The 21,941-nt window shown below is 67.1% G+C and carries 20 protein-coding genes, 1 other RNA gene and 1 pseudogene; 16 read left to right on the top strand and 6 right to left on the bottom strand.

Annotated elements, in window-relative coordinates:
- Positions 1-186 precede the first annotated feature (186 nt).
- From ffs to DFR40_RS15860, 12 genes and pseudogenes are all read left to right on the top strand, one after another.
- An RNA gene (gene ffs, locus DFR40_RS15915) (signal recognition particle sRNA small type) lies at positions 187-285 on the top strand.
- Positions 286-311: 26 nt separating this feature from the next.
- The gene (gene dnaX / locus DFR40_RS15910; RefSeq protein WP_121459481.1) at positions 312-1,928 is read left to right on the top strand and encodes a DNA polymerase III subunit gamma/tau; all 1,617 of its coding nucleotides are present in this window, start codon (positions 312-314) and stop codon (positions 1,926-1,928) included.
- Positions 1,929-1,940: 12 nt separating this feature from the next.
- Positions 1,941-2,264 (top strand): YbaB/EbfC family nucleoid-associated protein, encoded by a 324-nt coding sequence (locus DFR40_RS15905; protein ID WP_121459480.1) that lies wholly within the window; start codon positions 1,941-1,943, stop codon positions 2,262-2,264.
- A gap of 1 nt (position 2,265) precedes the next feature.
- Complete coding sequence (recR, locus tag DFR40_RS15900) at positions 2,266-2,868, top strand: recombination mediator RecR (protein WP_121459479.1); 603 nt, start codon at positions 2,266-2,268, stop codon at positions 2,866-2,868.
- A gap of 90 nt (positions 2,869-2,958) precedes the next feature.
- Complete coding sequence (gene petA / locus DFR40_RS15895) at positions 2,959-3,555, top strand: ubiquinol-cytochrome c reductase iron-sulfur subunit (RefSeq protein ID WP_121459478.1); 597 nt, start codon at positions 2,959-2,961, stop codon at positions 3,553-3,555.
- Positions 3,552-4,859: a cytochrome b gene (locus DFR40_RS15890; RefSeq protein WP_425453964.1), complete on the top strand. Its 1,308-nt coding sequence runs from the start codon at positions 3,552-3,554 to the stop codon at positions 4,857-4,859. The genes petA and DFR40_RS15890 overlap by 4 nt, the downstream gene beginning before the upstream one ends.
- 13 nt (positions 4,860-4,872) lie before the next feature.
- Complete coding sequence (locus tag DFR40_RS15885) at positions 4,873-5,592, top strand: cytochrome c1 (protein ID WP_121459476.1); 720 nt, start codon at positions 4,873-4,875, stop codon at positions 5,590-5,592.
- 83 nt (positions 5,593-5,675) lie between these two features.
- Positions 5,676-6,272: a glutathione S-transferase N-terminal domain-containing protein gene (locus DFR40_RS15880; RefSeq protein WP_121459475.1), complete on the top strand. Its 597-nt coding sequence runs from the start codon at positions 5,676-5,678 to the stop codon at positions 6,270-6,272.
- A gap of 3 nt (positions 6,273-6,275) precedes the next feature.
- Entirely contained in the window at positions 6,276-6,695 is a 420-nt protein-coding gene (locus DFR40_RS15875) for a ClpXP protease specificity-enhancing factor (protein ID WP_121459474.1), read from the top strand.
- A gap of 129 nt (positions 6,696-6,824) precedes the next feature.
- A complete protein-coding gene (locus tag DFR40_RS15870) occupies positions 6,825-9,548 on the top strand; it encodes a nitrate reductase (protein WP_121459473.1) in 2,724 nt (907 codons plus the stop codon).
- 19 nt (positions 9,549-9,567) lie between these two features.
- A complete protein-coding gene (ybiB, locus tag DFR40_RS15865; RefSeq protein ID WP_121459472.1) occupies positions 9,568-10,557 on the top strand; it encodes a DNA-binding protein YbiB in 990 nt (329 codons plus the stop codon).
- Positions 10,558-10,792: 235 nt separating this feature from the next.
- Positions 10,793-11,992: pseudogene (locus DFR40_RS15860) on the top strand (NAD(P)/FAD-dependent oxidoreductase); the annotation flags it as partial.
- Positions 11,993-12,013: 21 nt separating this feature from the next.
- On the opposite strand, the gene phnX reads toward DFR40_RS15860, so the two are convergent.
- The 6 genes from phnX to DFR40_RS15830 are packed head-to-tail and all read right to left on the bottom strand — an operon-like array spanning position 12,014 to position 19,091.
- Positions 12,014-12,826 carry a phosphonoacetaldehyde hydrolase gene (phnX, locus tag DFR40_RS15855; protein WP_121459471.1) on the bottom strand — a complete coding sequence of 271 codons (813 nt, stop codon included), beginning with the start codon at positions 12,824-12,826 and terminating at the stop codon, positions 12,014-12,016.
- A gap of 27 nt (positions 12,827-12,853) precedes the next feature.
- Positions 12,854-14,089 (bottom strand): NAD(P)/FAD-dependent oxidoreductase, encoded by a 1,236-nt coding sequence (locus DFR40_RS15850; RefSeq protein WP_170160249.1) that lies wholly within the window; start codon positions 14,087-14,089, stop codon positions 12,854-12,856.
- 4 nt (positions 14,090-14,093) lie between these two features.
- Positions 14,094-15,212 (bottom strand): 2-aminoethylphosphonate--pyruvate transaminase, encoded by a 1,119-nt coding sequence (locus DFR40_RS15845; RefSeq protein WP_121459469.1) that lies wholly within the window; start codon positions 15,210-15,212, stop codon positions 14,094-14,096.
- A 20-nt stretch (positions 15,213-15,232) separates the two neighbouring features.
- Positions 15,233-16,936, bottom strand: coding sequence for a putative 2-aminoethylphosphonate ABC transporter permease subunit (locus DFR40_RS15840; RefSeq protein ID WP_121459468.1), 1,704 nt, complete (start codon positions 16,934-16,936; stop codon positions 15,233-15,235).
- The gene (locus DFR40_RS15835) at positions 16,933-18,000 is read right to left on the bottom strand and encodes a putative 2-aminoethylphosphonate ABC transporter ATP-binding protein (RefSeq protein WP_121459467.1); all 1,068 of its coding nucleotides are present in this window, start codon (positions 17,998-18,000) and stop codon (positions 16,933-16,935) included. The genes DFR40_RS15840 and DFR40_RS15835 overlap by 4 nt, the downstream gene beginning before the upstream one ends.
- A gap of 59 nt (positions 18,001-18,059) precedes the next feature.
- Positions 18,060-19,091, bottom strand: a complete 1,032-nt coding sequence (locus tag DFR40_RS15830; RefSeq protein WP_121459466.1) for a putative 2-aminoethylphosphonate ABC transporter substrate-binding protein — start codon at positions 19,089-19,091, stop codon at positions 18,060-18,062.
- 176 nt (positions 19,092-19,267) lie between these two features.
- On the opposite strand from DFR40_RS15830, the gene DFR40_RS15825 reads away from it, so the two are divergent.
- The 4 genes from DFR40_RS15825 to DFR40_RS15810 all read left to right on the top strand — a co-directional run bounded on the left by DFR40_RS15825 (position 19,268) and on the right by DFR40_RS15810 (position 21,888).
- Positions 19,268-19,987: a phosphonate utilization associated transcriptional regulator gene (locus tag DFR40_RS15825; RefSeq protein ID WP_170160248.1), complete on the top strand. Its 720-nt coding sequence runs from the start codon at positions 19,268-19,270 to the stop codon at positions 19,985-19,987.
- Positions 19,902-20,840, top strand: a complete 939-nt coding sequence (locus tag DFR40_RS15820) for an EamA family transporter (RefSeq protein ID WP_121459464.1) — start codon at positions 19,902-19,904, stop codon at positions 20,838-20,840. The genes DFR40_RS15825 and DFR40_RS15820 overlap by 86 nt, the downstream gene beginning before the upstream one ends.
- Positions 20,841-20,923: 83 nt before the next feature.
- Positions 20,924-21,304, top strand: coding sequence for a sirohydrochlorin chelatase (locus DFR40_RS15815; protein WP_121459463.1), 381 nt, complete (start codon positions 20,924-20,926; stop codon positions 21,302-21,304).
- Between the two features lie 8 nt (positions 21,305-21,312).
- Positions 21,313-21,888: an ANTAR domain-containing response regulator gene (locus DFR40_RS15810; protein ID WP_121459462.1), complete on the top strand. Its 576-nt coding sequence runs from the start codon at positions 21,313-21,315 to the stop codon at positions 21,886-21,888.
- Positions 21,889-21,941 lie beyond the last annotated feature (53 nt).

The following is a 21,941-nucleotide window of genomic DNA, read 5'->3' as shown; positions in this document are numbered from 1 at the left end:
TGATAGTGAGCACCTCGCTCGCGAAAGTAGGTCACCGCCAGGCTCCCATTTCTCAAACCCCCTCGCACCCAGTGCCAGGGGGTTTGGCCGTTTACTAAAACCAACTCAGGCAAGCACATACACCGCAGGAGAAATCTGGCGTCTTTGCACGGCCCCAGGGGCTTGGCCTGTGTTAGAATCCGTCCCGGCGGGTCTCCCCGCATTGCAGGATGGTGAACCTGGTCAGGTCCGGAAGGAAGCAGCCACAGCCATTTACTGCAAGTGCCGGGGGTTAGGCTCGCCACTTTCATTTTTGCATTGGTGTGGGGCGCATGAGTTATCAGGTTCTCGCGCGCAAGTGGCGACCGCGCAATTTCTCGACATTAGTCGGCCAGGAACACGTTGTTCGTGCGTTGACTCATGCGCTTTCCGAGCAGCGCCTGCACCATGCCTATCTGTTCACCGGAACCCGTGGCGTCGGCAAGACGACAATCGCTCGCATCCTTGCCAAGTCGCTCAATTGCGAAACCGGGATAACTGCGACGCCGTGCGGTAACTGCTCCGCTTGCCAGGAGATTGATGCCGGCAGGTTTGTCGATCTTCTCGAAGTCGATGCCGCAACCAATACGCGCGTTGACGAAATGCGGCAATTGCTCGAGAACGCCGTCTACGCACCGACGCGAGGGCGTTTCAAGGTATATGTGATCGACGAAGTCCACATGCTGTCGACTTCGGCCTTCAATGCCATGCTCAAGACGCTCGAGGAGCCTCCCGAGCATGTCAAGTTCATCCTGGCGACAACCGATCCGCAAAAAATTCCGGTGACGGTATTGTCGCGTTGCCTGCAGTTCAATCTCAAACAGATGCCGCCCGTCTCGATTTCGGGCCATCTGGCGCATATCCTGCAGGCCGAGGGGATTCCCTTCGAAGCGGCCGCTCTGGCATTGATCGCCCGCTCGGCAGGGGGCAGCATGCGTGACTCGCTGTCGCTGCTCGATCAGGCGATTGCCCATGGAGCCGGCAAGGTAGACGAAACGCAGGTCCGAGCCATGCTGGGCAACGTCGATCAGGATCATCTTTTCTCGATCCTCGAGGCCCTGCGCGATGCCGATGCCCCGGCCTTGCTCCATGTCGCAACAACGCTGGCCGTGCGCAGCCTCTCGTTTTCGGTTGCCTTGCAGGAACTGGCTGGACTGCTGACACGTATCCAGGTAGCCCAGTGTGTGCCGAATGCGGTTGACGATGAAGATCCCGAGCGCGAGCGCCTGCTTTCCTTGGCTGCAGCCTTTTCGCCGGAATTCGTCCAGTTGGCCTATCAGATAGTCAACCTTGGGCGCGCCGAACTGGCATTGGCGCCGGACGAACATGCGGGATTCCTGATGACCCTGATGCGTCTGCACGCCTTTCGGCCGCGGACGGTCGGTGATGTGCTCGAGTCGGCCAGGCCGTTGTCTCGTCCCGCTGCGCCAGTCGCTGTGCGCGCACCTGCTGCGCTTGCTCCCGTGCCCTCTGCGGTCATTCCTCCGCCAACTGTTGCGGCCCCTGTCGAGCGGCCGGCGCTGGATGCAACGCTCAGTGACTGGCACCAGATCGTCGCCGCGTTACCCTTGAGCGGTCTGGCTCGGGAACTGGCAATCAACTGCGAATTGCGCGATCTCGGCGAAGGTCATTGCCTGCTGCGCTTGCCAACCCGGGTTGGGCACCTGCAGATGAAGCCGTCTCCGGAAAAACTGCAGCAAGCCTTGTCCGAGCATTTCCGGCGCCAACTTGTCCTGAAAATTGAGGTCGGCGATCCGTCGACCGAGACGCCTGCCGCAGCGGCGGGGCGCCAGCGGCAGGAGCGCCAGTCGCTAGCGGTCGATGCCATTGAATCCGATCTGTTTGTCCGCGAGGCAATCGATACTCTGGGTGCGAGTATTGTCGAATCTTCGATTAAACCAATTGATTGACGGAGTGCTGCAATGATGAAGGGTGGTTTGGGTGGCCTGATGAAACAGGCCCAGATGATGCAGGAAAACATGAAGAAGGCCCAGGAGCAGTTGGCCCAGACCGAGGTCGAAGGGCAGTCCGGGGCCGGCATGGTCAAGATCCTGATGACCTGTGCGCATGAAGTTCGACGTGTTGCGATCGATCCGTCGGTGATGGATGACCGCGAAATGCTTGAAGACCTGGTGGCCGCCGCGATCAACGATGCCGTGCGGCGTGGCGAGGCCCTGAGCCAGGAGAAGATGGCCGGCTTTACTTCCGGTCTGAATCTGCCGCCTGGCTTCAAGCTGCCGTTCTGAGGTGAATCCGAGCGGCCTTGAGCGGCTGATCGAGGCCTTGCGCTGCCTTCCGGGGATCGGGCCGAAATCGGCTCAGCGTCTGGCCTATCACCTGATGCAGCATGATCGTCCGGGGGCCGCCCGCCTTGGCGAGGCAATCGGCCACGCCCTGCAGGCGATCCGCCATTGTCAGCGCTGCAATACCTTCACCGAGCTCGAAATCTGCGAGCGCTGCGCTTCGCCCAGGCGTGATGCAAGCCTGCTTTGTGTCGTCGAAACACCGGTCGATATGAACATGATGGAGCAGACGCTTGCATACCAGGGCTTGTATTACGTCCTGATGGGCAAGATTTCGCCGCTGGACGGTGTCGGGGCGCGGCAACTTGCGCTTGACCGCCTGCTGGCCCGGGCGACTGACGGCGTTGTTCGTGAAGTCATCCTGGCTACCAACTTCACCAACGAAGGTGAGGCGACCGCGCATTACATCACCGCCATGCTCAAGGCGCGCGGCGTCGGCGTGACGAGAATCGCCCGCGGTGTGCCGGTGGGCGGCGAACTTGAGTTCGTTGATAGCGGCACCCTGGCGCAGGCGCTGCGTGAACGCCGCAACCTGGAAAGCTCTTGAGCCGCGACAGCGGCTTTTATCAAGGGTTCCGTTGGCGTATAATTTAGCGTTTGTTTTTAAACCCATTCAATTCCTTTAGGGGTCAGCGTTATGAGCAATCAAGGGAAGGTGGACTGCGGTCGGCGGCGTCTAGTCGTCGCGACCGCGGCCGTGGGCGGAGCGGGCGCAGTTGCAGCGCTCGTGCCGTTCGTGTCCAGCCTGCTTCCGTCCGAACGCGCCAAGGCAGCAGGGGCGCCGGTCGAAGTCGATATCAGCAAGCTGGAATCCGGTCAGATGATGACCGTCGAGTGGCGCGGCAAGCCCGTCTGGATCATCAACCGGACCAAGGAAATGCTCGATACGCTGCCCAAGCTGGCCGACCAGGTCGCCGATCCGAAGTCCGAGAAGAATCAGCAACCGGCCTACGCGCAGAATGAAACGCGCTCGGTCAAGCCGGAACTTCTGGTTGTCGTCGGCATCTGTACCCACCTCGGTTGCTCGCCGTCTTCCAAGTTCAAGGCCGGTGCCGAAGAAGGCATGGGCGCCGACTGGCTCGGCGGCTTCCTCTGCCCCTGCCACGGTTCGACGTTCGACTTCGCTGGTCGCGTGTTCAAGGCCAAGCCTGCGCCGACCAATCTCGAAGTGCCGCCGCACGTGTATCTGGCTGATACCCGTATCCTGATCGGCGAAGACAAGAAGGGGGCATGACCATGGCTGGTGGAAATTACGAAAAGTACAAGTCGGACGGTTCGCTCGCAGGCAACGTGCTGGAGTGGGTCGATGCCCGCTTCCCGGCGACCTCGATGTGGAAGGGCCACCTGTCCGAGTATTACGCACCGAAGAACTTCAACTTCTGGTATTTCTTCGGCTCGCTGGCGCTGCTGGTCCTGGTCATCCAGATCGTTACCGGCATCTTCCTGGTCATGCACTACAAGCCTGATGCAGCCCTGAACGCTGCCGGTGTTCCGGTTGCGTTCGCCTCGGTCGAGTACATCATGCGCGACGTGCCCGGTGGCTGGATCATCCGCTACATGCACTCGACCGGCGCCTCGGCCTTCTTCATCGTCGTGTACCTGCACATGTTCCGTGGCCTGATCTACGGTTCCTACCGCAAGCCGCGCGAGCTGACCTGGCTGTTCGGTGTCGGTATCTTCCTGGTGCTGATGGGCGAGGCCTTCTTCGGCTACCTGCTGCCTTGGGGCCAGATGTCGTACTGGGGCGCTCAGGTCATCGTGAACCTGTTCGGTGCCATCCCGGTGATCGGTAACGACCTGTCGATCGTCATTCGCGGCGACTTCGTCGTCGGTGATGCGACCCTCAACCGTTTCTTCTCCTTCCACGTGATCGCCTTCCCGCTCGTGCTGATCGGCCTGGTCGCCGCGCACATCCTGGCGCTGCACGAAACCGGCTCGAACAACCCGGACGGTATCGACATCAAGGAAAAGAAGGACGAGAAGGGCATTCCGCTCGACGGCATTCCGTTCCATCCGTATTACACGGTCAAGGACATCGTCGGCGTGGTGGTTTTCCTGATGGTCTTCTCGGCGGTGATGTTCTTCGCTCCGGAAGGCGCCGGTTATTTCCTGGAAACGCCGAACTTCTACCCGGCTGATCCGCTGAAGACGCCGCCGCACATCGCGCCGGTCTGGTACTTCACGCCTTACTACTCGATCCTGCGCGCCATGGTCTGGAACTTCTTCGGTCTCGATGCCAAGTTCTGGGGCGTCGTCGCCATGGGTGCCTCGGTCGTCATCTTCGCCTTCCTGCCGTGGCTGGATCGCAGCCCGGTGCGTTCGATCCGCTATCGCGGCCCGATCACCAAGGTGATGATCACCCTGTTCGTGATCTGCTTCTTCATCCTCGGCTACCTCGGCACGCTGTCGCCGTCGCCGATGGGCGAGCTGATCTCGCAGGTGTGCACGGTGTTCTATTTCGCCTTCTTCCTCGGCATGCCGTGGTGGTCCCGGATGGACAAGTTCAAGCCGGTTCCCGAACGCGTCACGATGAAGTGAGAGGATGCTTAAAATGAAAAAGTTTCTGATTGCATTGCTCTTCGCGCCGGTTCTCGCGTTCGCCGCCGGCGGCAACGTGCACCTCGACAAGTGGCCGGGTTCGGTCAGCGACAAGGCCGCGCTGCAGAATGGTGCCAAGCTGTTCGTCAATTACTGCCAGAACTGCCACGGCGCCTCCTACATGCGCTACAAGAACCTGATGGATCTTGGCCTGACCGAAGCGCAGGTCAAGGAGAACCTGATGCTTGCCGGCGACAAGATCGGTGACCTGATGATGGTTGCCGCGCGTTCCGACGAGCAGAAGAAGTGGTTCGGTGCGACGCCGCCGGACCTGACCATCATCGCCCGCGCCCGCGGCGAAGCCGGCAATGCCGGTGCCGGCGCCGACTGGCTCTACACCTACCTGCGTACTTTCTACAAGGACGACAAGCGGCCGACCGGCTGGAACAACGTCGCCTTCGAGGCCGTCGGCATGCCGCACGTGCTGTGGGAACTGCAGGGTACCCAGGTGCTGAACCACGAGACGCACAAGCTCGAGCTGGCCGTTCCCGGCAAGCTGAGCCCGGCCGAATACGACAAGGCGGTTTCCGACCTGGTCGGCTTCATGGTCTGGATGGGCGAGCCGCAACAGGAGTTCCGCCGGACGCTCGGCATCTTCGTGCTGGCCTTCCTGGCGCTGCTGTTCGTGGTCGCCTACGCGTTGAAGAAGGAATACTGGAAAGACATTCACTGATCCGTCCCGGATCGGCTGACGGCATCGTGGGTCAGACTCCGGTCTGGCCCCGGTGCCGAATCTCATTTTGAGGGTTGCTAAACATGATGAACCTCTACTCGGGCACGACCTGCCCTTTCAGTCACCGTTGCCGCATCGTCCTGTTCGAGAAGGGCATGGACTTCCAGGTGATCGACGTCGACCTGTTCTCGAAGGCCGACGAAATGGCCGCGATCAATCCGCACGGCCGCGTGCCGGTGCTGGCCGAACGCGACCTGGTGCTGTTCGAACCGAACATCATCAATGAATATATCGATGAGCGCTTCCCGCATCCGCAGCTGATGCCGGCCGATCCGATCATGCGGGCGCGCGCGCGCCAGCTGCTTGTCGGCATGGAGCGGGAAATCTTCTCGCACATGGAAGTCATCGAGAAGAACGGCAAGACCGCCGACAAGGCCCGCCAGGAAATCAAGGCGCGCCTGACCGAGATCGTGCCGATCTTCAACAAGCAGAAGTTCATGCTGGGCGACGAGTTTTCCATGCTCGACGTGGCCATCGCGCCGTTGCTGTGGCGTCTCGACCACTACGGCATCGACCTCGGCAAGGCGGCGGCGCCGCTGATGAAGTACGCCGAGCGCATCTTCAGCCGCCAGGGCTTCATCGACGCGCTGACGCCGTCGGAAAAGGCGATGCGCAAGTAAGGCATGGAACTGCCGTCCACCAAGCCCTACCTGCTGCGCGCCATCTGGGAATGGTGCTGCGATAACGGCTATACGCCCTACATCGCAGTCCAGGTCGATGGCCGCACGCTGGTCCCGCGCGAGTTCGTCCGCGACGGCCAGATCGTCCTCAACCTCGGCTCGTCGGCGACCAACAAGCTGCAGATGGGCAACGAGCTGATCGAGTTCCAGGCCCGCTTCGGCGGGGTCGCCCGCGAGCTGTCGGTCCCGGTCGAGCAGGTGGCGGCCATCTATGCCCGTGAAAACGGCGCCGGGATGGCCTTCGACGTGCTCGAGGCGAACGCCGGCGACGGCCAGGACGCGCCGGCTGCGGCGGTCGATGAGCCCGACGACGAGCCGCCGCGCCCAACGACAGGGCGCCCGACACTGCAGCGCGTCAAATAGGGACATCGCTGACGGTCGACGCACCAAAAAAGGGAAATTCCATCCGGGAATTTCCCTTTTTTACTGCCAACTCCTTGATTTTCCATTGGTGGCATACCTGTTGCTCAACAGGGGCACGGAAGGAAAATCATGAGCCAGGAAGTCAAATCCACCTGTTGTTACTGCGGCGTCGGCTGCGGTGTGCTGATCCGCAGCGAGGGCGGCGTCATCATCGGCGTCCGCGGCGATCCCGACCACCCGGCCAATCGCGGCCGGTTGTGTACCAAGGGTGCTTCGCTGCATCTGACGGCGCAGGGGCACGGCCGCCTCCTGCATCCGGCCTGGCGACCGACCCGCGAGCAGCCGGTGCAGCGCAGCGACTGGGCGACGGCGCTTGACCTGGCAGCCGAGCGCTTCGCCGCGATCATCCGCGAGCACGGACCGGATGCGGTCGCCTTCTACATTTCCGGCCAGTTGCTGACCGAGGACTACTACGTCTTCAACAAACTGGCCAAGGGCCTGATCGGCACCAACAACGTCGATACCAATTCCCGCCTCTGCATGTCCTCGGCCGTCGCCGGCTACAAGCAGACGCTCGGCGCCGATGCGCCGCCGTGCTGCTACGAGGACATCGCCGCCGCCGGCACGCTGCTGATCGCCGGGGCCAACCCGGCGCTGGCGCATCCGATCGTCTTCCGCCAGATCGAGGACGCGCGCGCCGCCAATCCGGCCATGCGCATCATCGTCGTCGATCCGCGGCGCAGCGAGACGGCGGCGATTGCCGACCTGCACCTGGCGATCCGCCCGGGCACCGACATCGCGCTGTTCAACGCGATGCTGCACGTATTGATCGCCGAAGACCGCATCGACCGCGACTACATCGCCGCCCACACCGACGGCTTCGCGCCGCTGGCCGAACTGGTCGGCGAATGCACGCCGCAGTGGGCCGCCGCGATCTGTGGTGTCGCCGCCGAAGACATCGTCCGTGCGGCGCGCTGGTTCGCCGGCTCGGGGCCGGCGCTGTCGCTCTACTGCCAGGGGCTCAACCAGTCGGCGCACGGGACCCACAACAACGCCGCGATCATCCACCTGCACCTGGCGACCGGCCAGATCGGCAAGCCCGGCGCCGGCCCTTTCTCGCTGACCGGCCAGCCGAACGCGATGGGCGGCCGCGAGGTCGGCGGGCTGGCCAACCTGCTGTCGGCGCATCGCGACCTGGCCAACCCCGCGCATCGCGCCGAAGTCGCCGCGCTGTGGGGAATCCCGAGCGTGCCGGCAAGGCCCGGCAAGGCCGCGGTGGACCTGTTCAAGGCGCTGGCCAGCGGCGAGATCAAGGCGGTCTGGATCGCCTGCACCAACCCGGCGCAATCGCTGCCCAACCAGGCCGCGGTGCGCGCCGGGCTGGCGCGTGCCGAATTCGTCGTGCTCCAGGAAACCTTCGCCGACACCGACACCGCGGCCTACGCCGATCTGCTGCTGCCGGCCACCGGCTGGGGCGAGAAGGAGGGCACGGTGACCAATTCCGAACGCCGCATCACGCGCCTGCGCAGCGCCGTCCCGGCCCCCGGCGAGGCACGCCACGACTGGCAGATCGTCGTCGACTTCGGGCGCCGGTTGGGGCAGAAACTGGGCAATCCGACGGTCGACCGCCTGTTTCCCTACAAAACCGCCGAGGCGATCTTCACCGAGCACGTCGCCACCACGCGCGGTCGCGATCTCGACATCGGCGGCCTGTCCTACGCGCTGCTCGAGCAGCGCGGGCCGCAGCAGTGGCCGTTCCCGGAAGGAGCGACCAGCGGTCGGCAGCGCTTGTACGCCAATGGCCGTTTCCCGACCGCCGACGGTCGCGCCCGTTTCGTCGCGGTGCGGCACCAGGCCACCGTCGAACAACCCGACGCCGCCCGCCCGCTCAGCCTGCTTTCCGGCCGCCTGCGCGACCAGTGGCACGGGATGAGCCGGACCGGGCTGGTGCCGCGCCTGTTCAACCTCGACGACGAGCCGTGCCTGGCGATGAACGGCGACGACATGCGCCAGCGCCAGCTGGCCGACGGTGACCTGGTCCGGGTCAGCGGCGCCCGCGGCGACATTGTCGTCCGCGTCGTCGCCGATGCCGGCCTGGCTGCCGGCCGCTGCTGGCTGCCGATGCACTGGGGCAGCCGCTTCATGAACAGCGCCGGGGTCAACGCGCTGGTCGGCGACGCCGTCGATCCCCATTCGCAGCAGCCCGAGCTCAAGCATGTCGCGGTCGAGGTCGCGGCCGCCGGGCTGACCTATCCGCTGGCAGCCATCCGCCGTTGTGCCGACGTTGGCGAAGCCCTGCGCCTGCTCGACGCGGCGCGCACGCTGCTGCCCGGGTTTGCCTACGCCAGCGCCGGTCTCTACGGCCGGGCCAGCCCGCTGGTGGTCTGGCGCGCGGCTGCCGCGGCGCCGGTCGGCGCCGACCTGCTGGCGCGCATCGACGACTGCTTGGGCCTGGCTGGCGACAGCGGTGCAATCACCTACCGCGACGCCCGGCGCGGCATCGACAAGAAGGCCGTGGTCGACGACGGCCGTCTGCGCGGCGTCCGCCTGGCCGGCGAAACCGCGGCGCTGGCCTGGCTGCGCCAGGCGCTGGCCGAAGGCGAACTCGACGCCGCGCTGCTGCGCTTCGCCCTGGCGCCGTTGGCGACGCCGCCGGTCAGTGCGCCGCCGCGGCGCATCGTCTGCAAGTGCGCCGACGTCAGCGACGACCAGATTCTCGCCGCCACGGCCGCCGGCGCCGACCTGGCCGGCTTGCAGGAAAGCCTGAAATGCGGCACCTTCTGCGGCGGCTGCATGCCCGACATCAAGCGCCTGCTGTCCGAGCAGGTACAACAACATCCCGAGGCAGCCTGAGGCGCGAACGGAGGAGACCGTGAGTTACGCGAACTACATCAAGGAAATCGGCCGCGGTGCCCAGGGCTCGCGCGACCTCTCGCCCGAGGAGGCGCGCCAGCTCTACGCGGCGATGCTCGATGGCGGCGTTCCCGACCTCGAACTCGGCGCCATCCTGATTGCGCTGCGGGTCAAGGGTGAAGCGAGCGACGAGATGCTCGGCTTCCTCGCCGCCACCGACGAGCGCCTCAACCGCCTCGACATGCCGCATGGCCGGGTCCGCCCGGTGGTGCTGCCGAGCTACAACGGCGCGCGCAAGGAGGCCAACCTGACGCCGCTGCTGGCGCTTCTGCTGCAACGTTTCGGCGTGCCGGTGCTGGTGCATGGGCTGCTCGAAGGCTACGGCCGGGTGACCAGCGCCCAGATCCTGCGCGAGCTCGGCCACCTGCCGGTGACGTCGGCGCAGCAGGCGCAGCAGGTGCTGGAGGAAAAGGGCGTCGCCTTCCTGCCGCTGACCGCGCTCTGCCCGGGGCTGCACAACCTGCTCTCGTTGCGTGCCCGGATGGGCGTGCGCAACAGCGCCCACAGCCTGGTCAAGCTGCTCAACCCCTTCCGCGGCGAAGCGGTGCTGGTGGCGCCGGCGACCCATCCCGACTTCATCACGCTGATGCGCGACATCCTCGTCGAACGCGGTCAACGCGGCCTGCTGCTGCGTGGCACCGAGGGCGAACCGGTGGCCAACGCGAAGCGACGGCCGCGGCTCGAGCACGTCCGCAACGGCGCCGTCGAAGTGCTGTTCGAGGCCGAGCACGACAGCCTGCGCGGCCTGCCCAACCTGCCCGAGGCCTGCGATGCCGCGAGCACCGCGCGGTGGACGCGGCGGGTGCTGGAAAAGCAGGTGCCGCTGCCCAAGCCGGTCGCCAACCAGCTCGCCTGCCTGCTCTTCGCCAGCGGCTACGTCGATGACCTCAACCAGGCCAAGGCGATCGTCGCCGTCGAGGCGACCGGCCTGCTGATGGGCGGCAACTGAGCGCGTCGCGGCATGCACCGGGCTGGCCGCAACGGCACGCAATTGGTGCGGCAATCTGACGGTCGACCGCGGAAAACAACGAAAAATCAGCCGTCCGGCCACTTGGCACGCGCTTTGCACTGAGTTCTCCGAAAGCAGCGAATCGACCGCCAACGGGGGCGGTCCGATGGCAACGACGTCATGCGCTGGAAACGCTTTGCACCGCAAGGTGCGCGCAACGTTGGAGCCTGTCATCGTGAGCAAACCCCGCCTGGTACTGATCGGCAACGGCATGGCCGGTGTCCGCACCCTCGAAGAGCTGCTGAAGATCGCCCCGGATCATTACCGGATCACCGTCTTCGGGGCCGAGCCGCATCCCAACTACAACCGCATCCTGCTCTCGCCGGTGCTGGCCGGCGAGATGACGCTGCCGGAGATCGTCCTCAACGATCGCGAATGGTATGCCGCCCACGGCATCACGCTGCACACCGGCCGCCAGGTCGTCGCGATCGACCGCGGCCGGCGCCGGGTGATTGCCGACGACGGCAGCGAGGCGCCCTACGACCGCCTGCTCATCGCCACCGGTTCTACGCCCTTCCGCTTGCCGGTGCCCGGCAACGACCTGCCCGGTGTGATCGGCTATCGCGACATCAAGGATACCGACGAGATGATCGCCGCTGCCCGCGAGCATCGTCACGCGGTCGTCATCGGCGGCGGCCTGCTCGGGCTCGAGGCGGCCAACGGCCTGGCCCAGCGCGGGATGACGGTGAGCGTCGTGCATCTGGGCCGCTGGCTGCTCGACCGCCAGCTCGACGAGACCGCCGGGCGCATGCTGCAGCGCGCGCTCGAAGCCCGCGGCCTGAACTTCCTGCTGGGCAGGCAGACCGCGGCGCTGCTGCCGGGCGCCGGCGGGCGCGTTGGCGCGGTCCGCTTCGGCGATGGCGCGGAGGTGCCGGCCGACCTCGTCGTGATGGCCGCCGGTATCCGCCCCAACACCGGGCTCGCCGAAAACGCCGGCATTCATTGTCAGCGCGGCATCGTCGTCAATGACACTATGCAGACCTTCGATCCGCGCATCTACGCCGTCGGCGAGTGCGTCAGCCACCGCGGCATCGCCTACGGCCTGGTGGCGCCGCTGTTCGAGCAGGCCAAGGTCGCCGCCAACCATCTCGCCGGGTACGGCATCGGCCGTTACGCCGGCTCGGTGACCTCGGCCAAGCTCAAGGTCACCGGCATCGACCTGTTCTCGGCCGGCGATTTCATGGGCGGTGACGAGAGCGAGGAAATCGTTCTCGACGACCGGCCGGCCGGCGTTTACAAGAAACTGGTGATCCGTGCCGACAAGCTGGTCGGTGGCGTCATCTACGGCGACACCACCGACGGTCCGTGGTATTTCCAGCTGCTCAGGGAAGGGCGCGACATCGGCGCCATCCGCGACCGTCTGATCTTCGGCCAGGCCTTCGCCGGCGGCTGAGGGTCAGGGGCGTTCCCCCTGCGCCAGGCGGCGTTCGATGTCGTCGAGCACCGGCGGCAGGTCGGCGATCGTGTCGATCACGTAATGCGCGCCGGCGGCGGTGAATTCCGGCGCGATGCGGGCACGCAGGGCGGCCAGCTCGGCCGCCGTTGCCGCCGCGAATTCGGCTGCTGTAAGCCCGGCCGGGCTGCCCGAGAGCATCAGGCCGACGGTCCACATGCCGGCGTTGCAGCCTTCGGCGATCCCGGGCAGGGTGTCGTCGACCTTGACGCAGTGGGCGACCTTGCCGATCTTCAGGTCGAGCACGCACTGCAGCGCCATCCACGGGCCGGGGCGGGCGCCGGCGGCAAGGTCGTCGGCACAGACCGTGCAGTCCGGCGTGTAGCCGTTGGCGGCAGCGGCGAGCATCAGTTTTTCCATGACCGGGCGCGGGTAGCCGGTGGTCGAACCGATCTTCAGGCCGCGCTCGCGCAAGGCGGCGACCGTCTCCAGCGTCCCGGGAATCAGCGCCGCGTGTGCGCCGACGCGTTCGACCTGCAGCGGCAGGAAGGTGCGGTAGAGGTGGTCGATGTCGTCGTTGTTCATCGGCCGCCCGAATTTTGCCCGCCAGCGGGCGTCGACCGCCGGATCGCGGCCGAGCGCCTCGATGTGCTGCCACTTGCCCAGGCCCATCGGGCCACGCGCTTCGGCCAGGCTCAGGTCGAAGTCGTAGGCGGCGCGGAAGGCGTCGACGAAAATCTGGGTCGGCGCGAAGGAGCCGAAATCGACCGTGGTCCCGGCCCAGTCGAAAATGACCGCTTCAAGTTGCTGTTGCATGGAGTGTCTCCGTAAGGTGGCGGCGGTTCAGCCGGAAGTTTTTCCGGCCCGCGCGGCGGCGCAGGCGGCGAGGAAGTCGGGGGCGTAGGGGTCGAAAGCGCCGTGCCGGCCCGGGGCGCTGGGCTGCGGATCGACGAAGGGCGCGGCGCCGCGGATCAGTTCGCCGATCAGGCGGCCGACGCCGCCGGCAAAGCTGATCCCCGAGCCATTGCAGCCGCTGGCGACGAACAGCCCGGCGATCCTCGGCGCGGCGCCGACCACCAGCTGCCGGTCGGGCGTGTAGTTGCTCGGCCCGGTCAGGTAATGGGCGATGCCCAGCGTCTCCAGCGCCGGGAAGCAGGGCGCCAGTTCGTCGGCGCCTTCGGCCAGGTTGGCCCAGCCGTCGGCGTCGTCGGGGTCGAAGACGAAACCGGCGAGGTCGGCCGGCAGCGAGCGCGCGTCGGCGACCGCCGGCTGGCGCTCGCGGATGCCGAAGAGCAGTGCCCCGACCTCGGGCCGGGCGTAGGCGCGGATCGCCGGCAGCAGGACGATGGCGCCGTCGCGCGGAAAGATCGGCGCCGGCTCGCTGATCCAGTACTGGCTGCGCACCGGCGCCATCGGCAGCGGCAGGCCGAGATCGACGCTGAGCCGGTTGGCCCAGGCGCCGGCGGCATTGACGACAAGGCTGGCGGCCAGCGTGCTGCCGTCGGCCAGTTCGACCCCGCGTACCGTGCCGGCGTCGGCGATGATGCGCGTCACCTCGCCGCTGCTGCAGCGCACGCCGCGTGCAGTGGCGGCGCGCAGCAGGGCGGTGGCGAACAGGTAGGGTTCGACGTAGCACTCGTCGGGAAAGAAGACCGCGTGCTCGAAGGATTCCGGCGCCAGCCAGGGGGCGCGCGCGAGCGCCTCGGCTTTGTCCAGCCAGCTGCTGGCGATGCCGTGCGCGGCGGCGCCGGCGGCCCGCGCCTGCAGCGTTGCCAGATGGCTGGCCGGGGCGACGTGCAGCGCGCCGACCGTGCGCCGGCCGATGTCCTCGCCGAATTCGTGCTCGAGTTCGGTCATCGTGCGGAAGGTCTGACGGGCCAGCGCGATCTGGCCGGGGTCGTCGCGCACCATGGTCACCAGCGCCGCCGCCCGGCTGGTTGCGCCGGCCGCCGGCTGCAGGCGTTCGAGGACGAGGATGCGATTGCCCAGGCCGTGGCGGGCGAGTTCGTAGGCGACGGCGGCGCCGAAGATGCCGCCGCCGATGATCAGGATGTCACGGTCGACCGATGGATTTGCCATGTTTTCAGCCGTCGACCGTGACATTCATCGCGCGCAGCGTGGCGCCGACGGCATCGACCACCTTGGCCATGTCCTGCGTCGTCAGCGCGCCGATGCAGCCGACGCGGAAGGTTTCAACTTCGGTCAGCTTGCCCGGGTAGAGGATGAAACCCCTGTCGCGCACCGCCGCGTAAAAGGCCTTGAAGTCGTAGTTCGGGCTGGCCGGCGCGTGGAAGGTGACGATGATCGGCGCCTGCTGCTCGGGCGCCAGGAAGGGCTTGAGGCCGAGGCCAGCCATGCCGTCGACCAGCGCCGCGCAGTTGGCGGCGTAGCGGGCCTGGCGGGCAGCCAGTCCGCCTTCCTCGGCGTACTGTGCAAGCGCTTCGTGCAGCGCGACGACGACGTGGGTCGGCGGCGTGAACCGCCATTGCGTCGTCTTCTGCATGTAGATCCACTGGTCGTGCAGGTCCATCGCCAGCGAATGGCAGTTGCCGGCGGCGGCTTCCAGCGCGCTGCGGCGGACGATGACGAAGCCCATGCCGGGCACGCCTTCCAGGCATTTGCCGGAAGCGGCGACCAGCGCCGTGATCGGCGTCGTGCGCAGGTTGATGTCGAGGGCGGCGAAGGAGCTCATCGCGTCGACGATCAGTTCGCGCCCCTGACGGGCGACGGCGGCGGCGATCTCGGCGAGTGGGTTGAGGATGCCGGTGCCGGTCTCGCAATGGACCTGGGCGACGTGGGTGATCGCCGGGTCGGCGGCGAGCGCCGCTTCGATCGCCGCCGGGTCGGCCGGCCGGTCTTCGGCGAAGCGCAGTTCGACGGCCTCGCGCCCGAGATAGCCGAGAATCTTCAGGATGCGCGCGCAGTAGGCGCCGTTGTTCGGCACCAGCACCTTGCCCTGGCGCGGCACCAGGGTACCCAGCGCGGCCTCCACCGAGAAGGTGCCGGAACCCTGCAGCGGCACGCAGACGTGGCTGTCCTCGCCATGGGCGATGGCGACCAGCTGCCGGCAGACGTCGGCGGTGATGCGGTTGAAGGCGGCGTCCCAGGAACCCCAGTCGTGCAGCATCGCCTGCTTGGTGCGCAGCGAGGTGGTCAGGGGGCCGGGGGTGAGCAGCAGCGGGTCGCGGTCGACGGCGTACATGGCGGGTTTTCTCCGGTAAATCAGCGTTGGCCCTGGCGCCAGGCCTGGTGGCGGCGGAAGAGCAGGTGGGTGACGAGCGAATAGAGCAGGCTGATCGCCGCCGAGGTGAGCACGATCAGCGTCGCCATCGCAGCCGCCGGCCCGAGTTCGCCGGCCTCGTCGAGGTTGAGGATGGCGACCGAGGCCGGCAGCGTCGCCGGCGAATAGAGGAAGACCAGCGCCGACACCGTGGTCATCGCGTTGATGAACAGGTAGCGGGCGATTTCCAGCACCGCCGGCAGGCAGACCGGCAGCGTCACCCGCCACAGGGTGACGAAGGGCGAGACCTTGAGCGAAGCCGAAACTGCCTCGAACTCGCGGTCGATGCCCTTGAGCGCGGTCAGCGCGGTCAGGTGGCAGGCGGTGTAGTAATGCACGATGTTGGCGACGACCATGATCGCCAGCGTCTGGTACAGCCCGTTTAACGGGTTGTCCGGGGCATTGAAGAAGAGGATGTAGCCGATGCCGAGCACCAGGCCGGGCACGCCCATCGGCAGCGCGGCCAGCGCGCGGACCAGCGGCCGCAGCCCGGTCGGCCCGCCCTGGCATTTTTCCAGCAGCCAGGCGGTGAAGAAGACGGAGGGCGTGCCGAACAAGGCGGTCAGCCCGGCGATGCGCAGGCTGTTCAGCCAGGCGTCGAGGACGCCGGCCTCGGCCAGGCCGTAGATGTAGTGGTCGAGGCTGAGTTCGAGGTTGTACGGCCAGAAGCGGACCAGCGAGGTGTAGGCGGCCATGCCCAGGATGCCGAGCATCGCCGTTGCCAGCAGCAGGCAGTAGAAGAGCAGCGGCAGGTCGCGCCGCCAGTCGGGGCGTGGCCGGTAGGGCACGGCGCGGGCGCTCAGCCCGGCCTGCTGGCGGCGCTGCACCCACCAGTCGATGGCGAAGGCGAGCAGCACCGGCAGCAGCAGAAGCAAGGCGACGACGGCGCCGCGCCCGAAATTGTGCTGGCCGACGACCTGGACGTAGATCTCGACGGCGAGCACCGGGAAGTTGCCGCCGATCACCTTGGGAATGCCGAACTCGCTGACCGAATAGGCGAAGACGACGAGCGCCGCGCTGATCAGCCCGTAGCGGGCGCCGGGCAGCGTCACCGTGACGAACTTGCGCCAGCGCGACGCCGACAGTGCATCGGCCGCTTCGTAGAGTCGGCCGTCGGCGGTGGCCAGGGCGACGACGAGGATCATCAGGGCGTGCGGGAAGCTGGCATAGACGGTGGCCATGACGATGCCCACCGGACCGTAAACTGAAGTCTCGCCGAGCCAGGCCTTGAGCACGCCCTGGGTGCCGAACCACTGGATGAAGGCGATCGCACCGACCAGCGACGGGCCGAGCAGTGCCGACAGCCCGATGATCCGCCACAGCCCGCGCAGCGGCAGGCAGGCGCGCTCGATCGCGTAGGCATAGACGAAGGCCAGCGGCACGGTGATCGCCGTCACCACGACGGCGACCCACAGCGTGTTCCACACCGCTGTCGCCATCCCCGGCGTTGCCGCGAACTCGGCGAAGCGGGCGAGGCTGAAGGCGCCGGCGTCGTCGCGCACGGCGCCGAGGAGCAGGGCGCCCAGCGGCAGCAACAGGAAGATCGTCAGCGCCACGGCGGCGAGCAGCAGCAGCGGCCCGCCCAGGCGCTCGCTGACGGTGGCGCGGCGACCCGGCGGCAGGGTGCTCAGGCCGGCGACCTTCATGCCGCCTCCGGCAGCGGACGCAGGTGTTCGGCCGGGATGCCGACGCGCAGCGTCGCCCCCGGGCGGATTTCGCGGCCGCCCAGGTAATTGGCGGAAAACTGGGCGACCAGCGGGCGCGCATCGCCGGTCGGCGCCTGCAGCGTGACCAGCGAATAGGCGCCGAGGAACTCGCATTTGACGACATGGGCGTAGAAGCTGTTCTCGCCCTGGTCGAGCGTGTCGTGCAGGCGGATGTCCTCGGGCCGGACGTAGAAGCGCTGACGATGGCCTTCGCCGGCGGGGCCGGCGCAGCGCAGCAGCAGGTCGCCGATGCGGACGTGCTGCGGGCCGGCGCCAGTGGCGTCGAGCAGGTTGCCGCGGCCGATGAAGTCGGCGACGAAGTCGTTGCCCGGCGCCCGGTAGATTTCCTGCGGCCCGCCAATCTGCTGGATGCGGCCGCCGCGCATGACGACGATGCGGTCGGCCATGGCCAGTGCTTCTTCCTGGTCGTGGGTGACCATGATCGTCGTCACGCCGAGCCGGTTCTGCAGGCTGCGGATTTCCGAACGCAGGCGGACGCGCTCGATGGCGTCGAGCGCCGACAGCGGTTCGTCGAGCAGCAGCAGGTCGGGCGAGGTGGCCAGCGCGCGGGCCAGCGCGACGCGCTGCTGCTGGCCGCCGGAAAGCTGGGCAGGGTATTTCTGCTGGCTGCCGGGCAGGCCGACCAGTTCGAGCATTTCCTCGACCCGGTGATGGATCAGCCGGCGGTCGGCGCGGCGGCTGTTCAGGCCATAGGCGACGTTGTCGGCGACGCTGAGATTGGGAAACAGCGCGTAGGACTGGAAGACGATGCCGTAGTCACGCAGCGCCGGCGACAGTTGCGAGATGTCGCGGCCGGCGTGCACGATGCGCCCGGCGTCCTGCCGTTCGAGGCCGGCGATCGCCCGCAGCAGCGTGGTCTTGCCGCAGCCGGAGGGGCCGAGGAGGACGAGGAACTCGCCGCGTTCGACGGCCAGTTCGATGCCGTCGAGGGCGACGAAGGCGCCGTAGCGCTTGCTCAGTTGGGTGATTTCCAGGTGGGCCATGGGCGCCTCGCGGTCAACGGTGGAAGCGCCCGCCAGATGGCGGGCGGCGGGGGCGGGAATTACTTCTTCGGTTCGGACTTGGTCGCGTAGCGCTTCTGCCACTCGGCCAGGATGGCGTCGCGGTTCTTGCCCATCCAGGCGAAGTCGTTCTTGACCAGGCGCTGCTCGTAGTCGTTGGGCACGTACTTCAGGCGGGTGGCGATGCCGGGCATGGCGACGACGGCGAAGTTCTTCGCGTACAACTCGTTGGCTTCGCGGGTGGTCGCCCAGTCGGCCAGCTTCTTCGCCGCCTCCAGCTTGGCCGTGCCATTGACGATGGCGATCGCTTCCATGTCCCAGCCGAGGCCTTCCTTGGGGAAGATGATGTCGATCGGCGCACCCTTGCTGCGCACCACGTTGGCCCGGTATTCGAAGGCGATGCCGACCGGGAACTCGCCGGCGCCAGCCATCACGCAGGGCTTGGAACCGGAATGGGTATACACGGCGATGTTCTCGTGCAGCTTGTCCATGTAGTCCCAGCCGCCTTTCTCGCCGAACATCTGCAGCCAGGCGGTGACGTCGAGGAAGCCGGTGCCCGAGGAGTTCGGGTTGGGCATGACGATCTTGCCCTTGAACTCCGGCTTGAGCAGGTCCTTCCAGCTTTCGATGCGGGGCAGGCCCTGCTTCTGCATCTCGGCGACGTTGTAGCAGATCGCCGCGCCCCAGACGTCCATGCCGACCCAGGTCGGCGTTGCGCCGGCCGAGCGGAAGCGCGGGTTGAGCGCCTTCAGGTTGGCCGGGGCGTAGGGCTGCAGCATCTTCTCGCGGTCGAAGACGACCATGCTGGAAGCGGCGACGCCCATGATCACGTCGGCCACCGGCTTCGCCTTCTCGGCCAGCAGCTTGGCGGTGATGATGCCGGTCGAGTCGCGCGTCCACTTGATCTCGATATCCGGATGGGCGCTGTTGAAGGCCTGCTGGTAGGCCTTCAACTGGTCGGTTTCCAGCGCCGTGTACACGTTGAGGACGGTCTTCTCGGCGTGCGCCGGGACGATGGCGGCGAGCGCCAGGCCGGCGACGGCGAAGTGGCGGATGAGGTGCTTGAGCTGCATGCGGATTTCCTCCGGGGGATGGGATGACGGGGTTTCCGGGATGCCGGGCTGTCATCGAACTGACATCCCGGCGCACTAGACTGGCTTCCATCTTAGTGACGGTTTATTGCAGATTGTTGACAATCTACAAAGCAACGATGACTTACAATGCCGCTTTCGATTCCCGCCCGACGGTCATGTCCGAATCCGCCTCCACTCCTGTCGACAGCGTGCTCGCGCTGGTTCAGCGCACCTCCCTGACCCGCCTGGTCGGCGAGGCGCTGGAGAAGATGATCCTCGCCGGCGAATTGCCGCCCGGCAGCAAGCTCAACGAAGTGGCGCTGGCCGAACGCCTCGGCGTCTCGCGCGGGCCGCTGCGCGAAGCCTTCCGCACCCTCGAGGAAAGCGGCCTGATCCGTCAGGAGAAGAATCGCGGCGCCTTCGTCCGCGAGATCGAGCTGAGCGAGGCCGCCGACATCTACGAGGTGCGCGCCGGCCTCGACGCCACCGCCGGGCGCCTGCTCGCCGAGCGCGCGACGCCCGAACAACTGGCCGTGCTGCGCGAGTTCGCCGCCGGCATGCAGCGGGCGGCCGGCGTCAACGACGTCGATGCCTTCCACGCGCTCAACCTCGCCTTCCACGACCGCATCGTCGAGATGACCGGCAATGCCGCCCTGCTCGACGTCTATCGCCGGCTGGTCAAGCAGCTGGCGCTGTTCCGCCGGCGCAACCTGCTGGCGCCGCAGGCAATCCCGCATTTCGCCGAGGAGCACAGTGCGATCGTCGACCGCATCGCCGCCGGCGATGCTGCCGGTGCCGCCGAGGCGCTGCATGCGCACGCCCGCGGCGGTCGCCAGCGCATGCTGCGCGACGGTGAGCTGGGCAGCCTGCCGGTGGCGGACGAAAAACGTGCTTGACGGCGGGTTGACCGTCAACGTCACGCTCGCCGTGCTGGCCGCGGCGCTGCTGCATGCCGGCTGGAACGCGCTGATCCGCGGCGCCGGCGACAAGGGCCTGTACACCCTGCTGCTGCACGCCTGCAGCGGCGCCCTGGCGATCTTCGCGCTGCTCGCCCTCGGCCTGCCGGCGGCGGCGAGCTGGCCTTACGTGCTCGCCTCGGCGCTGCTGCACACGCTCTACATCGCCTGGCTGATGCGCGCCTACGACGGCGGCCAGCTGGCGGTCAGCTACACCCTGATGCGCGGCCTGCCGCCCTTGCTGGTGGCGCTGGTCTCGGCGCCGCTGCTCGGCGAGACGCTCGGCGCCGCGGGCTGGCTGGGCATTGCCGCGATCTGCGGCGGCGTCCTCGGCATCGGCTTTGCCGGCGGGCTGACGCCGGGGCGGGCGCTTGCCCATCCGGCCAGCCGGGCGGCCCTGCTCAACGCCCTGGCGATCGCCGCCTATACGGTGGTCGACGGGATCGGCGCGCGGCTGTCCGGCAATCCGCTGGCCTACGCCTGCAGCCTCTTCGTCTGCGAGCCGCTGCTCATCCTGGCCTGGCAGTACCGGCGGCGCGGCCCGGCGATGCGCGCCTACTTCCGCACGCACTGGCGCCTCGGCCTCGCCGGCGCGCTCTGCTCGACCAGCGCCTACGCGACCATCCTGTGGGCGATGACGCAGGCGCCGGTGGCGATGGTCGCGGCGCTGCGCGAGAGTTCGGTGGTCTTCGCGGTGCTGATCGGCAGCCTGTGGTTCGGCGAAGGTCGGCTGCGCCCGGGGCTGCTCGCCGGCGCCGGCGTCGTCCTCGGCATTTTCCTGCTGCGCGGCTGAAGCCGGCACCAATCGGCGGCGGCGCTGTCAATACGCCTTCCGGCGGACAGCCGCCATCCTTCCTTTGCGTTAGAGTGCCAGCCATGACCACCACCATCATCCTTTTCGCCCACGGCGCCCGCGACCCCGAATGGGCCAGCCCGATGCGCCGCGTCCAGGCGGCGATCCGTGCCCGTGCCCCGGGCGCTGCCGTCGAACTCGCCTTCCTTGAGTTCATGGCGCCCGACCTCGAGGCTTGCGCCGGCGCGGCGATCGCCGCCGGTGCCCGGCGCATCGTCATCCTGCCGATGTTCATCGCGCAGGGCGGCCACCTGAAGCGGGAAGTGCCGGAAATGCTGGAAAAGTTGCGGTCGGCCTGGCCGCAGGTCGAATTTCTGCTCGACCGCGCCATCGGCGAGGACGAGAGCGTCGTCCAGGCGATGGCCGATGCGGCGCTGGCGAAAGCTGGCGCGGCGCTTGCTTGAATCCAGGCATGTTACGCGTACTGGTCATCGACGAATCCCGCAGCCGGGCAGGTGAAATCTGTTCCGGGCTGGCGCTCGCCGGTTACCAGGTGGCGGCGATCCTGGCCGATTCGGCCAATCTCACCGCCGAGGTCGAGAAGCTGCAGCCCGACGTGATCCTGATCGATACCGAGAGCCCCAGCCGCGACACGCTCGAGAACCTCGCCGTGGTGCACAAGGACATGCCGCGGCCGGTCGTCATCTTCACCCAGGAAGACGGCCAGAACGCGATCCGCGACGCCGTTCGCGCCGGCGTCTCGGCCTATGTCGTCGATGGCCTCGATCCGAAGCGGATCAAGCCGATCGTCGATGTCGCCCGGGTCCGTTTCGAGGACACCCAGGCGATGCGTCGCGAGCTCGACGAGATTTCGCGCAAGCTCTCCGACCGCAAGCTGGTCGACAAGGCCAAGGGCATCCTGATGAAGGCCCGCGACCTCGACGAGGAAGCGGCCTACCACGCGATGCGCAAGCTGGCGATGGAACGCGGCCAGAGCATGGCCAAGGTCGCCCGCGACGTCATCGACATGGCCCGGGTGCTGCTCTAGGACGCCCGGCGTCCATCCTCCCTCAAGTTGTGCGAAAGCCGCCTCTGTTGCAC

The sequence above is a fragment of the Azonexus fungiphilus genome (assembly GCF_003634965.1).
Lineage (GTDB): Bacteria > Pseudomonadota > Gammaproteobacteria > Burkholderiales > Rhodocyclaceae > Azonexus > Azonexus fungiphilus.
Note: the sequence above shows the minus strand (reverse complement) of the source record. Positions and strands in the feature narration are given on the sequence as shown.